Annotated in this window: 15 protein-coding genes and 1 pseudogene; 3 read left to right on the forward strand and 13 right to left on the reverse strand. The window is 51.8% G+C overall.

The window, feature by feature from the left end; all coding sequences use genetic code 11:
- Positions 1–7: 7 nt before the first annotated feature.
- Positions 8–1,297, reverse strand: coding sequence for an arsenic transporter (locus EA20_RS0117630; RefSeq protein ID WP_024968084.1), 1,290 nt, complete (start codon positions 1,295–1,297; stop codon positions 8–10).
- A gap of 45 nt (positions 1,298–1,342) precedes the next feature.
- A complete protein-coding gene (locus EA20_RS0117635) occupies positions 1,343–1,663 on the reverse strand; it encodes a metalloregulator ArsR/SmtB family transcription factor (RefSeq protein ID WP_024968085.1) in 321 nt (106 codons plus the stop codon).
- A gap of 86 nt (positions 1,664–1,749) precedes the next feature.
- Here EA20_RS0117635 and arsH point away from each other — a divergent pair, with 86 nt between their 5' ends.
- On the forward strand, positions 1,750–2,454 hold the full coding sequence (gene arsH / locus EA20_RS19895) for an arsenical resistance protein ArsH (RefSeq protein ID WP_038381717.1): 705 nt from the start codon (positions 1,750–1,752) through the stop codon (positions 2,452–2,454).
- Between the two features lie 208 nt (positions 2,455–2,662).
- Here the strand turns inward: arsH and EA20_RS19900 are convergent.
- From EA20_RS19900 to EA20_RS0117650, 4 genes and pseudogenes are all read right to left on the reverse strand, one after another.
- Positions 2,663–4,474 (reverse strand): annotated as a pseudogene (locus EA20_RS19900) (DMSO/selenate family reductase complex A subunit); the annotation flags it as partial.
- A gap of 425 nt (positions 4,475–4,899) precedes the next feature.
- Positions 4,900–5,583, reverse strand: a complete 684-nt coding sequence (locus EA20_RS0117645; protein ID WP_024968086.1) for a hypothetical protein — start codon at positions 5,581–5,583, stop codon at positions 4,900–4,902.
- Positions 5,584–5,789: 206 nt separating this feature from the next.
- A complete protein-coding gene (locus EA20_RS20675) occupies positions 5,790–6,125 on the reverse strand; it encodes a hypothetical protein (protein WP_235192668.1) in 336 nt (111 codons plus the stop codon).
- 281 nt (positions 6,126–6,406) lie between these two features.
- Positions 6,407–6,754 (reverse strand): hypothetical protein, encoded by a 348-nt coding sequence (locus EA20_RS0117650; RefSeq protein WP_024968087.1) that lies wholly within the window; start codon positions 6,752–6,754, stop codon positions 6,407–6,409.
- Between the two features lie 227 nt (positions 6,755–6,981).
- Here EA20_RS0117650 and EA20_RS0117655 point away from each other — a divergent pair, with 227 nt between their 5' ends.
- Positions 6,982–7,845, forward strand: a complete 864-nt coding sequence (locus EA20_RS0117655) for a glucose 1-dehydrogenase (protein ID WP_024968088.1) — start codon at positions 6,982–6,984, stop codon at positions 7,843–7,845.
- A 411-nt stretch (positions 7,846–8,256) separates the two neighbouring features.
- Here EA20_RS0117655 and EA20_RS0117660 read toward each other — a convergent pair whose 3' ends face one another.
- From EA20_RS0117660 to EA20_RS0117685, 7 genes are all read right to left on the reverse strand, one after another.
- The gene (locus EA20_RS0117660; protein ID WP_024968089.1) at positions 8,257–8,667 is read right to left on the reverse strand and encodes an ASCH domain-containing protein; all 411 of its coding nucleotides are present in this window, start codon (positions 8,665–8,667) and stop codon (positions 8,257–8,259) included.
- Positions 8,668–8,833: 166 nt separating this feature from the next.
- The gene (locus tag EA20_RS0117665) at positions 8,834–9,112 is read right to left on the reverse strand and encodes a VF530 family DNA-binding protein (RefSeq protein ID WP_024968090.1); all 279 of its coding nucleotides are present in this window, start codon (positions 9,110–9,112) and stop codon (positions 8,834–8,836) included.
- A gap of 169 nt (positions 9,113–9,281) precedes the next feature.
- Complete coding sequence (locus EA20_RS0117670) at positions 9,282–10,298, reverse strand: NAD(P)-dependent alcohol dehydrogenase (RefSeq protein WP_024968091.1); 1,017 nt, start codon at positions 10,296–10,298, stop codon at positions 9,282–9,284.
- Between the two features lie 141 nt (positions 10,299–10,439).
- Positions 10,440–10,808, reverse strand: a complete 369-nt coding sequence (locus EA20_RS21185; protein WP_235192669.1) for an alpha/beta fold hydrolase — start codon at positions 10,806–10,808, stop codon at positions 10,440–10,442.
- Between the two features lie 111 nt (positions 10,809–10,919).
- The gene (locus EA20_RS21190) at positions 10,920–11,138 is read right to left on the reverse strand and encodes an alpha/beta fold hydrolase (RefSeq protein WP_235192670.1); all 219 of its coding nucleotides are present in this window, start codon (positions 11,136–11,138) and stop codon (positions 10,920–10,922) included.
- Between the two features lie 13 nt (positions 11,139–11,151).
- Positions 11,152–11,472, reverse strand: coding sequence for an AzlD family protein (locus EA20_RS0117680; protein ID WP_024968092.1), 321 nt, complete (start codon positions 11,470–11,472; stop codon positions 11,152–11,154).
- A complete protein-coding gene (locus tag EA20_RS0117685) occupies positions 11,462–12,187 on the reverse strand; it encodes an AzlC family ABC transporter permease (RefSeq protein WP_369699799.1) in 726 nt (241 codons plus the stop codon). The genes EA20_RS0117680 and EA20_RS0117685 overlap by 11 nt, the downstream gene beginning before the upstream one ends.
- A gap of 116 nt (positions 12,188–12,303) precedes the next feature.
- Between EA20_RS0117685 and EA20_RS0117690 the strand changes: the two genes are divergently transcribed.
- The gene (locus EA20_RS0117690) at positions 12,304–13,182 is read left to right on the forward strand and encodes a LysR family transcriptional regulator (protein ID WP_024968094.1); all 879 of its coding nucleotides are present in this window, start codon (positions 12,304–12,306) and stop codon (positions 13,180–13,182) included.
- Positions 13,183–13,248: the final 66 nt, after the last annotated feature.

Consider the following 13,248-nt stretch of genomic DNA (forward strand, 5'->3'; position numbering starts at 1 on the left):
TATCTCATTACAAAGTGAAAGACAGACGAAGTGCCAGTGCTGCCAGCGTGACAAACAGCACGGGGATTGTCATGACAATGCCCACCCGGAAGTAATATCCCCAGGTAATTTTGATGTTTTTCTGCGACAGAACGTGCAGCCACAGCAATGTTGCCAGACTGCCGATAGGGGTAATTTTAGGCCCCAGGTCGCTGCCGATGACGTTGGCGTAAATCATCGCTTCTTTGATAACGCCGGTCGCTGTGCTGCCATCAATCGACAGCGCCCCGACCAGCACGGTCGGCATATTGTTCATCACTGATGACAGGAAGGCCGTCAGGAAGCCCGTACCCAGCGTTGCCGCCCATAATCCCTGCTCTGCCAGCTGATTCAGCAAGGAAGAGAGATAGTGGGTCAGACCGGCATTTCGTAAGCCGTAGACCACCAGGTACATCCCCAGCGAGAAGATAACGATTTGCCAGGGCGCACCGCGCAGTACCTTACCGGTGTTAATGGCATGCCCTTTTTTCGCAACAGCAAACAGAAGCAATGCACCAGCGGCCGCGACCAGACTGACCGGTACGCCCAGCGGCTCCAGTCCGAAGAATCCCACCAGAAGCAACACCAGAACCAGCCAGCCGGTTTTAAAGGTATTCACATCACGTATAGCGTCTTTCGGTTCTTTCAGCAGAGAAACGTCGTAAACGGCGGGAATGTCTTTGCGGAAATACAGATGTAACATCACCAGCGTAGCCGCAATCGCGGCCAGGTTAACCGGGACCATCACGGCGGCATATTCGGAGAAACCCAGCTTAAAGAAATCCGCCGAGACGATATTCACCAGATTTGAGACAATCAGCGGCAGGCTTGCCGTGTCAGCGATAAACCCTGCGGCCATGATAAACGCTAAGGTTGCTCCCCGGCTGAACCCCAGCGCCAGCAGCATCGCGATAACGATAGGCGTCAGGATCAGTGCCGCACCGTCGTTGGCAAACAGTGCCGCGACCATCGCGCCAAGCAGGACGATCCAGGTGAAGAGCAGCCGCCCCCGGCCATTCCCCCAACGGGCAACGTGCAGCGCGGCCCATTCAAAGAAGCCGGATTCGTCGAGCAGAAGACTGATGATGATCACGGCAATAAAGGTGGCGGTCGCATTCCACACTATCTGCCAGACCACAGGAATATCCCCCAGATGAACGACGCCAGTCAGCAATGCCAGAATTGCGCCCAGTGAGGCACTCCAGCCAATGCCCAGCCCTCTGGGTTGCCAGATAACCAGGACGAGCGTGAATAAAAAGATAGCACCAGCCAGTAACATCAGAAACTCCATTCACATTTGTTTATTCGAATGTATATATCATCTTCAGCAGGCAGCTGATGCCGCGCTACTGAGCTTATTACGTATATTTTCGCGCTCACAGTTCCAGGCCGTATCAATAATACCCGCGGCCCAGGCAGGCATATGTGATGACAGCCGGTAGTGCACCCATTTTCCTTCACGGCGGTCGATGACCAGTTCTGCTTTACGTAACAGCGCCATATGTCGTGATATTTTTGGCTGAGATTCTGCGGTTGCCCCACAGATGTCACAGACGCACATCTCACCAGACTCCCTGAGGAGCAACACGATGGTCGAACGGGTTTCGTCCGCGAGCAGTTTAAAAAGCTGAACAGGCTGTAGCATGTTTAACCTCGATAAAAATAATAATACATATGATATTTCATATGTGATAGTTTTTAAAGCATAGCTTATGAAATGGAGATTTTTTTATGACCGACTTACCGGCAATCGAACCGGCTTATTTTGATGATGCGCTTGCCAGCAAACTTATGGGCAACAACGAAACCATGCCGCGTATTCTCATCCTTTATGGCTCAGTACGAGAGCGGTCCTACAGCCGTTTTGCAGCGGAAGAGGCCGGACGGTTGCTGGCAAAGATGGGCGCTGAGGTGAAAATCTTTAACCCATCCGGTCTGCCGTTACCCGATGATGCCCCGGAAAGTCACCCCAAAGTGCTCGAGCTCCGCGAGCTGGTCAGGTGGTGTGACGGAATGGTCTGGAGTTCTCCGGAAAGACATGGTGCCATGAGCGCGGTGATGAAGGCCCAGATTGACTGGATACCCCTGAGTGAAGGGGCCGTTCGTCCGTCCCAGGGCAAAACGCTGGCCGTGATGCAGGTTTGTGGCGGTTCACAGTCGTTTAATACGGTCAATCAGATGCGGATACTTGGCCGCTGGATGAGGATGTTCACCATTCCTAATCAGTCGTCAGTGCCAAAGGCATGGCAGGAATTTGATGATGAAGGGCGTATGAACCCCTCGCCCTGGTATGACAGGATTGTCGACGTTACAGAAGAGTTGTTCAAAATGACGTTACTCCTGAAAGGACACACGGGCTACCTGTCTGACCGCTACAGCGAAAGGAAAGAAAGTCATCAGGAACTTACTGCACGGGTCAATCAGGCAAAAATCTGACGGCCAGGCATGCCCGATTCATTAGCGGGCTTTTATATCTGTTTTTCCCAAATATTTCTTCAGTTCGAATGATCTAAGTTAGGGGGATCATTCCCAGATCAATACTGCCAGGGAAGGTAGTATAACGTCTGCGTCGCTCAAAGTTGCCCGTCATGCCAGATTAAGAAACAAGCTTAGCGTAGGATATTTTCCGTTTTCCAAGCGGACCCCATTCCGGCAGATAGGCGCGTTTTTCCCGTACCTGTTGATAGTGGTATTCCACCCACTGCGCCTGTGTGCGCCCTTCGGTGTACTTCTCGCGCAGCCCCAGATGTCCCGCAATATCGGCGCATATGTCATAGGTGCTGCGCACTTCCCACATCGGCGTAATCGTTTTTTGCATTGCAATCATGTAGTTATGGGAACCCGCCGAATACGAGCTATCGACCAGATCTTCCGCTTCCAGATAGCTGGTTTCCGGCAGCAGCAGATCGGCGTATTTGGCGCTCGGCGTCATATGGTTTTCAATCACGATAATGGTTTCGCATAGCGATTCATCAGCGAGAATTTTACGGGTGCGGTTGATATCGCCGTGCTGGTTCAGCAGCGTGTTACCGGCCTGATTGAAAAACAGTTTAATGCCGACGTTCAGTTTCCCGACACCTTTCACGCCCATGGTGGTGGCGGTCATTTTTTCCGGATTGAGGATCGCATCGGTCCACAGATAGCACGGGATAGAGGCTTTAACCGGGTTGGTGCCGGTGGGCAGCAGCGGGACGCCATACCGGGTGCCGTAAGGCCAGTTGCCGTTATTGGTACCCGGCAATCCAAAATGTCCGGTAATGGCCGGCAGCGTCTGGATAGCGCGGACCGTTTGCTCGCCGTTGGCATGGCGCTGCGGCCCCCACCCCTGACCGATGTAGCAGGCGCGTGCCGCCGCGATTTCCCGCGCCAGCTGTTTGATGCGTGTCGCCGGAATGCCGGTGATTTGAGCCGCCCATTCCGGCGTTTTCTCAATACCATCGTTGCCTGTACCCATTACGTAATCTTTATAACTGGCATCAGGCGCAGCATTTTCCGGCAGTGTGGAACGATCGAAACCGACGCAGTAGTGATTGACCAGCGCTTCGTCGATCAGATTTTCATTAATCAGCGTATGGGCCAGACCGGCGACCAGCGCGGCGTCGGTGGTTGGGCGGATTGGCAGCCATTCGGCATGCTCGGCGATCACCGAATCGGTATAACGCGGGTCGATAATTATCACCCTGGCTTTTGATGTTTCCAGCGCCCGGCGCAGTTCTTCGACCTGACCGCCGCCGGACATGCGCGTTTCCGACAGGTTCATGCCGAAAAACACCACCAGATCGGAATTCGCAATTTGCGAAAAATGGCTGCCAACGTACTTACCGTGCGTGTACGGCGTGGCGGTGGCGATTTGCGCGGTGGAATAAGTGTTATGGTAATTCAGGTAGCCACCAGTGAGATTCAGCAGGCGTTTCCAGGCCGGCGTGCCCTGGGTGTGATAATAAGCCCCGGTCTGGTAGTTATAATAAATGGCCTCGCGGCCATATTTTTCCGTTACGCGCTTAAGTTCCGCCGCCACGAACGCGGTGGCTTCCTCCCAGCTGATACGTTTGAATTTACCTTCGCCGCGTTTACCGACCCGCTTCATAGGGTATTTAATCCGGTCCGGGCTGTACACACGCCAGCGGTTGGAGCGCCCGCGCAAACAGGGGCGGATCTGGTGTTAGCCAAACACCGTATCATTAATGGCATCTTCAGGTTCGATACGGACAATACGATCGTCTTTAACGATCACTTTCAGCGCGCAGCGACTGCCGCAATTAACCAGACACGCGCTGTGACGCACGGCTTCAGCGTTATTCACCGAGGCTGTTTCGGGCACAGCCTCTGCTATCGCCGAAAATGGCAGAGAAATCGCATTACTTAACGCAACGGCAGAGCCGATTTTTGCAGCAGCCGTCACCGTCTCCCGTCGTGAGATTTGTGTATTTAAAATCTCATGCAGTCTTTTTTTCATTATAAGTACCCTCATTGCATCCAAAGGGGACCATAAAATGCATAACTCTTTTCTGGGTTGACTGTGATCAAGCGGGATATAGTTAACCCCTTTTGCAGCAGAAACTGTGAAGTGACAGGATGAAGAGTAAGTGACTCGTTTGAACGCTGATACAGGTCATTGTTCATACGAACAGAAGCGAGCAGTACTGTACGGCGGACTATCAGGGGCTACTGAAATGCCATAACCTGCACGGGAGCATGAGTGCAAAGGGCTGCTGTTATGACAATGACAGATAAATAGCTCAGCTTTAACTTCGGCGTTGATCTCCTGAAATACCAGAGAGATGACTCCTGAGCGGCAAAGATAAAAAACGGGACAGAGTATTATCGCTTTCAGGAAGTCGATCAGTAAGTATAATTTGAAATGTAATCTCATCGCCTCAGTTAATTATTTAACGGATAACATGTTGTCCAGTTGTAGTTAACTCTCGCTAATGTCAGTTCTCCAGCAATATCTCCGAAATTCATCTCCTGTCGTTCAAAAAATAACTGGCGTACGCTCGCGGGTAAAAAAGCAGCGTTGTAGCGTAAAACAGTACTATGCCAGAACGGGGCCGGTAATGGGCTGCTGCTATGGCGCATCAGCAACTCATTGTTCCAGTCAGAATCCAGAACCTTTTCGCAGAATGAGTGGCGCATGGCTATCGCAGGACGGTCAGGTATTCCCGCAAGCAATAACTGACTGGGTAACACCACTAACCGGAGATCCCTGATAACTATTCTTTTCGCATGAAATTCAGACCAGATACTTTTCAATTGATCCACTTTCGCTGGCAATGGCTCGTTGAGGTTATAGAGCGGCGGAGTCAGAGGTAAGAAGGTAAAATGGAAACCATCCCCTGGCAGCGTATCGGCAAGGGGATCATCTTGTGTGAGGCGTTTCAGTTCACATAAAAGACGTGAGACATCTGGTGACGCAAGCGGCTGTATGCCTGCTGCAAGCGCGATTTTTACCGGATCGTAGTAGTTTTCTTCCCGGATTTCCCCGATTCCTGCATTTTTCTCCCATATCGCAATGGTCTTCTCATTTGTTGAATGATACATGTTTTGCCGGCTGATCGGTTTCATGACGGACCTTATGGTATTTGTGAGAACCCAGACTGTTAATTATGGGTTCAGAATATACGAAATAATTACCGTTCATAGTCTGTATCAGCCGTCGCTAAGCCCTTCTCGGCCGTACGGAAAACCCACACAGCAACAACCCATGCGCTCACTGAAAAGGGACGATATGCTCATCAGTTCCGCATCGCCTTTAAAATGAGCCTGAAGATCTAATTACAACGTTGCTCAGAAAATTCCTGATGTCCCCGCCCTGCCCAGCACCGTTGTGTTTTTATCCGGTTAACGATTTGCCATTTACCATCCTGGTAACGCATTGTGAAAACTGTTTTTTCGGCAGAGACAGAATCATCCTGCATCCCTGATTCTTCAATTGTCACCACCGCTCTATCAGGTAACTCTCCACGATTAACTTGTTGAGTGATGACTAAGTTAGAGGCACTACTCTGGAAAGTCTCCCCTAATGCGTGTAAAGCCACCTGGGTCGGATAATTAGAGTTGTTCGCTTTTTCTGCGGTGATATCGGTGCATCCGCTGATGAAAGCCACAGAAGAGACCATCAAACAAGAAATTAGTTTATTATGGTAAATCAAGGTATTACCTCGAGTTATGGGATGTCATTCTGTTAATTAATAACATATCAGGGATTATGCTATTTTACATTTTTGCCGCTAACAGGCCTTTCCTGAATGGCGTATCAAAATCAGGGCCATAAATAATTTGCTGTTCCATTGAGGTTACAGCGCAACGATTTACCATAACCAGTAGTCTCTTTCTGAAATACGCCGGCATTTTTTTTAATGCCAGCGACCTCAATCAAGCTTTCACTTTAACGAACTGACTTCCGATCGCGTTCACTCAGTTCATGCAGCAAAATCTGGCGAGAAGGCGCATTTTCCAGCTCTCCGGCATAACGGTCACTCAAATCTTCCAGACTGGTGAACTGCCCATCCAGAAACAGAAAGCTCAGGTGCTGTTCGACGTCACACAGCATAGCTTCTACGGAATCACTCTGATCGCCCTGTTCTTGATTGCCATCAAGCTGCCAGTGAAAGCACCCCGCTTCTTCCTTCGCCCCGCCGATGTCTACCAGATGGCCATCAATATTTTGTACCAGCAGGCGATCCTGAATATAGAAAAGGTTATAGGGCATTAAATCCCGATTGTTCTCTGACATATTTCCTCCCGGTTCTGTAAATACCCTTTCAGCATAGTCAGCGTTTTTCTGCCTTGCCGGGAAAGGTGCCTGAAGCTTACTGTTGCGGCATGGCCTCAGAATTCTGTACTACACTTAATGCCTGATGAGGAAAACCAGCCATTTTAACCTAATGTTTATCCTCAATTATTTGTCGTGCCTTAAGTTGGGTGCGGATACTGAGTGACAAGAAAACGCGAGGAGCTTCCATGTCGAATTCGTCTCACCGACCATCTTCAATCCCTTCGCAGCAGCAACAGTGGCCCGGAAAGACCGGTGAAATGCAGCCTCTGCCCGACCATGGTGAAGAGAGCTATAAAGGTTCAGGCCGCCTGACCGGTAAAAAGGCGATTATTACCGGTGGTGATTCCGGTATTGGCCGCGCGGTCGCTATCGCCTATGCACGTGAAGGCGCAGACGTTCTCATCTCTTACCTTGATGAGCATGAGGATGCGAAAGAGACAGCGCGTCTTATTGAGGAAGCCGGACGTAAGGCCGTGCTGGTTCCCGGCGATGTGACGGACGCTGCGCACTGCAACGCCATTGTGCAGCGCGCCGTTGAGGCTTTTGGCGAGATCAATATTGTCGTGAATAACGCCGCCTACCAGATGACGCGTGATTCCCTGGATGAGATCGGCGATGACGAGTTTGACCGGACCATGAAGACAAACATCTATGCGATGTTCTATATCTGCAAAGCCGCCGTGCCGCATATGCCGCCTGGCGGCTCCATAATCAGCACAGCCTCGATCAATGCTGACAGCCCGAAACCTAAGCTTATCGCCTACTCTGCCACCAAAGCGGCGATCATTAATTTCTCCGGCAGCCTGGCGGCGTTGCTTGCTGAGAAAGGGATCCGTTCTAATTGCGTTGCGCCCGGCCCTATCTGGACGCCGTTGATCCCGTCAACGATGCCTGCCGATCAGGTCGAAGATTTTGGTAGCGCTGTCCCTATGCAACGCGCGGGTCAGCCTGCTGAGCTGGCGGCACCGTACGTTATGCTGGCCAGCGATGAAGCCAGCTACATTTCAGGTGCCAATATCGCAGTGACGGGTGGCGTCGCCGTGATCTGATAGCTACACGTCTGTGACGTACTTTTACTCAGGCTGGGGAAACTCAGCCTTTTTTATTTGCTGCGATTAATTCAAAACCCGTTGAACCGCGTTTATCTCACGCAGAAACCTGATAAGCGAATGATTGCTCTGCCCAAATTGTCCGGCATAAGAACCTGTAGAGATTTCATAAGCAAATGCGAAACCGTTACTTCCAGCGGAAGTATTCGCGTAAGCTATTGTTCTCCCGCCCTTTTACACCTGCATTAAAAAACCAAAAACGACGTAGGTTAAGTAGAGTTTATTTTAAGGCACTGATTTGTATGTTGTAACTAATATGTTGGGTTTGAACTTTCCTATGCAATCTGATGACTACTCAATAACTGCGCGAACAGTACCGGCCGCAAATCCGACGAGGCAGATTCTATGCAGTCAGACGATCTCAACCACAGTAAACTCTTCCGCAATAAGCTCCATATCCTCTGAGAAAGTCCCTTCCCGCGTAAAAAACGCCTGATGCTCTCTGCGCCAGTAGTCCAGACTCAGATCCCCTTCGCCCTCTTTTCTCGCTAAGGATTCCGTCACCGCTGAGAATTTAACCAGCCGCAGCGCCACCATCCGGATCACGCAAACAGGCTGTTGTCGCCCATCCAGAATGATGTGATAGCTGCCAACTTTAAGCGGGTTCTGCTCAGAGAGATAGGATGTGAGCGAGCCACAGGAAGCGGTTTTACGCCCTGCCACCACAAGCGCGGCAAGCTCATCGGCCATCTCAGGGTTATCGCCGATGGCCCATGCCATCGCCTGCGGATACTTCGCCTTCAATTCATCAATTAATGTCATGACTGATTCCTGATTTGTTCAGTAAACCTGAGGATTACGGCGCTCAGTATTCATGCGCAACTGAAAAGGATCAGCAGGCATTATGCTGGTGGGTGATAATAACCGGACATGAAGACTCGCGCTGCTCAGCGCTTAAGTAAACGGCTCAAATGTGATAAACCGCGCATTACGCGTCGCCTTTCTTTTTCCAGCCAGCCCAGGGATCTTCAGCAGGCAACGCTTCCGCCTCACTGAGTGAGGCAATATAGAGCGCCTCAACTTCAGCCCGGGCCCAGGGCGTGCGGCGAAGAAATTTCAGGCTCGACTTGACGCTGGGATCGCTTTTAAAGCAATTAATGTTGATGCGTCGCGCCATCTCTGCCCAGCCATAGCGGGCGACCAGCGCATTGATAATCGCCTCCAGCGTAACGCCGTGTAGCGGATCTTTTGAAACGTGAGCGTTCATGCACTCTCCTTACCGATAAGACGCACACCATACTGATTCCAGGCGGGCGGTGCAAAATTTTGAACGGTGTATTACCTTTAATAGTGACAACGTCACTACTAAAGTTTTGATTGCCGGACATAAAAAAGCCAGCACTTTGATGGGCTGGCTTTAAAGGAGATTATGCCGATCAGAAATCGGCTTTCAGTACCACACGGTAATTAGCTTTGCCGGCGCGGACGTGTTCCAGCGCATCGTTGATTCTGGACATCGGGAAGAACTCCACTTTCGGCGCGATATTGGCGCGCGATGCCAGTTTTAACAGCGAGCGTAACTGACCCGGCGAGCCGGTGGATGAACCGGTGACCGATTTGTCGCCCATAATCAGGTCAAAGGCTTTCACCTGGAACGGCTTCATCACCGCGCCGACGGTATGGAATTTGCCCTGAGGCGCCAGCGCATCAAAATAGGGCTGCCAGTCGAGATCCACGGCAACAGTGCTCAGAATCAGATCGAAGCGCCCTGCCAGCTTCTTCAATGCTTCCGGATCGCGGCTGTTGACCACCTCATCGGCACCCATATCCAGAATGGACTGCTTTTTATCCGGCGTGGAGCTGAACGCCACAACTTCAGCACCCATCGCGCGCAAAATTTTAATGGCGATATGGCCGAGGCCGCCGATGCCGATCACGCCAACCCGGCTGGTCGCGGTGATATTGCTCATCAGCAGCGGTTTAAACACGGTAATCCCACCGCAAAGCAGCGGCCCTGCACTTTCCACATCCAGCGACTCAGGCAATGGGATCACCCACTGCCAGTCGGCCCGCAGCTTCTCGGCGAAACCGCCGTGATTCAGAATGGTAGGGGTAGTCCCCTGCTCACAGTTCACCTGTTCGCCGTTAATGCAGGCATCACAGTGCTGGCAGCTTTTTGCCGTCCAGCCAATTCCCACGCGCTGGCCGAGGCTCAGTCCTTTCGACTTAGCCGCTTCGCCCAGCGCGGCCACACGGCCGATCACTTCATGGCCGGCGATGGTGGGATAACTTGAGATGCCCCACTCGTTGTCGATCATCGACAAATCAGAATGACAGACACCACAATATTCAACCTCGACTTCCACTTCCTCTGCGCCCAGTTCGCCAGCGTCATATTCGTACATTTCCAGCGCCTGACCGGGCTTCATCGCCGCATAGCTTTTGATTTTCATGCATTACCTCAAATTCCGTGAATAGTCGCGACTGAGTGTAGCAAAGCCCGGGCCATCTTAGGGGCCATAACGAGTCATTGACGCGATAACCCGTTCTGATTGCCCGTAAAACAGTCAAAACCTCACGCCATGCCTGCTATCTCAGTTTTTAATCAGCCAGTTCGTAATCTCCGTTGCCAGCTGCTGAGGTTGTTCGAGAGGTAACATATGTCCACTGCCGCTCAGAATCTTAAATGATGCACCGGGGATGGCTTCGGACAGCTCCTTCACTTCTTCTGGTGGACGCAGGACGTCCTCCGCGCTGGCAATCACCAGCGTGGGGCAGCTAAGGGTTGCCGCCGGGACATCTTTTCTGGGCAACAGTGATTGCGTCACAAAGCGGTCATAGCCAAGATCGCGTCCCATTTGCTGGATAAAAGCAATCAATACCGGATCTGTCGCGTTATCGGGATGAAGTGATTTGGCGGCAATCGCCGTGTGGCTCAGGCCTTTGAATGTGGTGGGCTGCATCGACGCTGTACTTCGTCGTTTTGTTTCAGCCTGCTGCGCCCTATCCTCTCTGAGCGAACTTGCTACTAGTACCAGAGATGTCACCCGCTCAGGAAAATCGGCTGCCAGCTGTCAGGCGAGATACCCACCCAGCGAAAAACCGATCAAAGTGAACCGTTCAGGCAGCGATGTAATCATATGCCGGGCTATCTCCTGAATGGTCCTGCCCCCTTCGATGGAAGCGTGACAAACCTGATAGTGCGGCGGGAGATGTGCCTCAAATTTACCCCAGAGTTTTTCATTCAGCATGTAACCGGGTATCAGGACCAGCACAGGGGGTTCTTCAGACACATTTTTCTCTTTATTAATCAAACAGCAAATATTTCCTTACCAGCACCGAGATAATGATCCCACCAGTGATAGCAATCAAAGGTCTTTTGAACACTACCATCAGGATAGCGGTTGTAAGTAACGCCATCTGAGCACCTCTGTCGCCCGTTGCGGCGATGGGAGTGAGGATCGCCACAAGAACGGAGCCGGACATAGCCTGAATGAAGGTTCTGATTCTGTTATTGAAAGGTACAAGAGACATGATATAGACGCCGCCCCAGCGGGTGGCAAGTGTCACCAAAGCCATCACAATAACGATAATTAACGGGCCGGCCCCCACCATATCAATGTTCATTACGCTTCCCTCCCAGTACCATCCCGGCGAGGCCTCCGGCCAGGGCGCCCACTATTACGTGGCTATTTGCGGGTAACCATTTATACGCCATCAGCGATGCGCCTGCCGCCACCGCCCAGATAGTCCACATCCCTGGGTTTCGTTCCCCTTCAAAAACCATCGAGAGGAGAAAACATCCCATCACCATATCGAGACCGTAACGTTTGGGATCGCTGATTGCGCTACCGAAACAGAGCCCCGCCATCGTGCCGGCTACCCAGAATAACCAGAGGGCCAGACCGCCACCCAATAACAGGCCCAGCCCCGGTTTTCCTTTGTTGAGTGCCTGTAGGGACATGGCCCAGTTAACGTCAGATGCAACCATCATGATGCCATAACGTTTAGCCGGGGAGGCAAAGCGTAACCATGGGTATAAAGTGGCTCCCATTAAAAGGTGCCGGGCATTGATCGCAAACACCGTCGCTATCAGCGTGAATAACGGCACATGTTCTCCCCAGAGCTCCAGCGCGGCAAATTGTGCATAACCTGCAAAAACCAGCAGGCTCATCAGGGCTGCCGTGGCATGACTCATTCCTTCCTGAGAGGCAGCGAGGCCAAAAGCAGCTCCAAAAATCGCAACAAAGAGTGAAACAGGCACAAGCTGTCGAAAACCCGCAAAGATCAGACGACAGTTAAGTACAGATAAATCGGGTGTCATGTTTGGCATGCGGCACATCGCCTTCTCTTAAAAGTAAAAGCCGTAACTAAGCCACACTATGCCTGCATTGCAGGTTCAACAGAAACGCATAATAATAGAAGCAATTATTTGATTAGCGAATAAAAGGAACCGACGTGGGTTATCCTGATCTCCAGATGGACTGGCTTAAATGTTTTGTAGCGGTCGTGGACGCGGGTTCACTTTCTGCCGCTGCGCCAGGCGTTCATCGCTCCCAGTCTGCCGTTAGCATGCAGCTCAAAAAGCTGGAGGCCTCGCTGGGCTGTCAGCTGCTGTTACGCGGTCCCCGGCAGAATCAGCTCACCGCCGAGGGGCAAAAACTGCTGGGATATGCCCGTAGAATGCTCGATCTGCACGCTGAGGCTCAGACCGCATTCCATGGCAGCGAATTGACAGGACGTATCCGCCTTGGCGTGCCTGACGACTATGCGGCAAAATACCTGACGCCCGCTCTGCGAAGGTTTGCGCCGAATTTTGGTACGGTAGAGATCGAGTTAAGCTGTGAACAATCGACGTCTCTGATTCCCCGCGTCGAGAGTGGCGAGTTGGATCTTGCGCTGGTTTCGCGGGAGCATCCCAGTCAGGGGACTTTATTATTCTATGAGCCGATGGTTTGGGTCGGTTCAGCGCAGTTCGAGGTCTGGAGACGCGATCCTCTCCCCATTGCGGTCTACGAAAGTACAAGCCTCGCGAAGCATAGTGCTATCAACGCGTTAGCGCTACAGGGTCGCAGATATAAGGTGGTTTATAACAGTTCAAGCCTTGCTGGGCAGATTGCCGCCGTTGAAAGCGGGCTGGCAGTAGCTGTGCTGACCCAATGTAGTGTTCCCCCGCACCTGAAAATTCTGGGCAGGGAACAGCTGCTGGGCCCTCTGGAGCCGATGGAAGTTTCTGTATACCGAAGTCGGGCGTCGAAAAATTCGGTGGCGGTAGATAGCCTCTGTGATCTTCTTCTCCGCACACTTCGCACAGCCGTTCCTTCTCAGAACCTGTGAATAAGCAGCGCCTGGTGAACAATCAGGGATGGCCGATCATCCCTGAGATGATCATGCCGCCCGTTT

Origin of the sequence: Pantoea sp. IMH, assembly GCF_000599885.1 — a bacterium.
GTDB lineage: Bacteria > Pseudomonadota > Gammaproteobacteria > Enterobacterales > Enterobacteriaceae > Erwinia.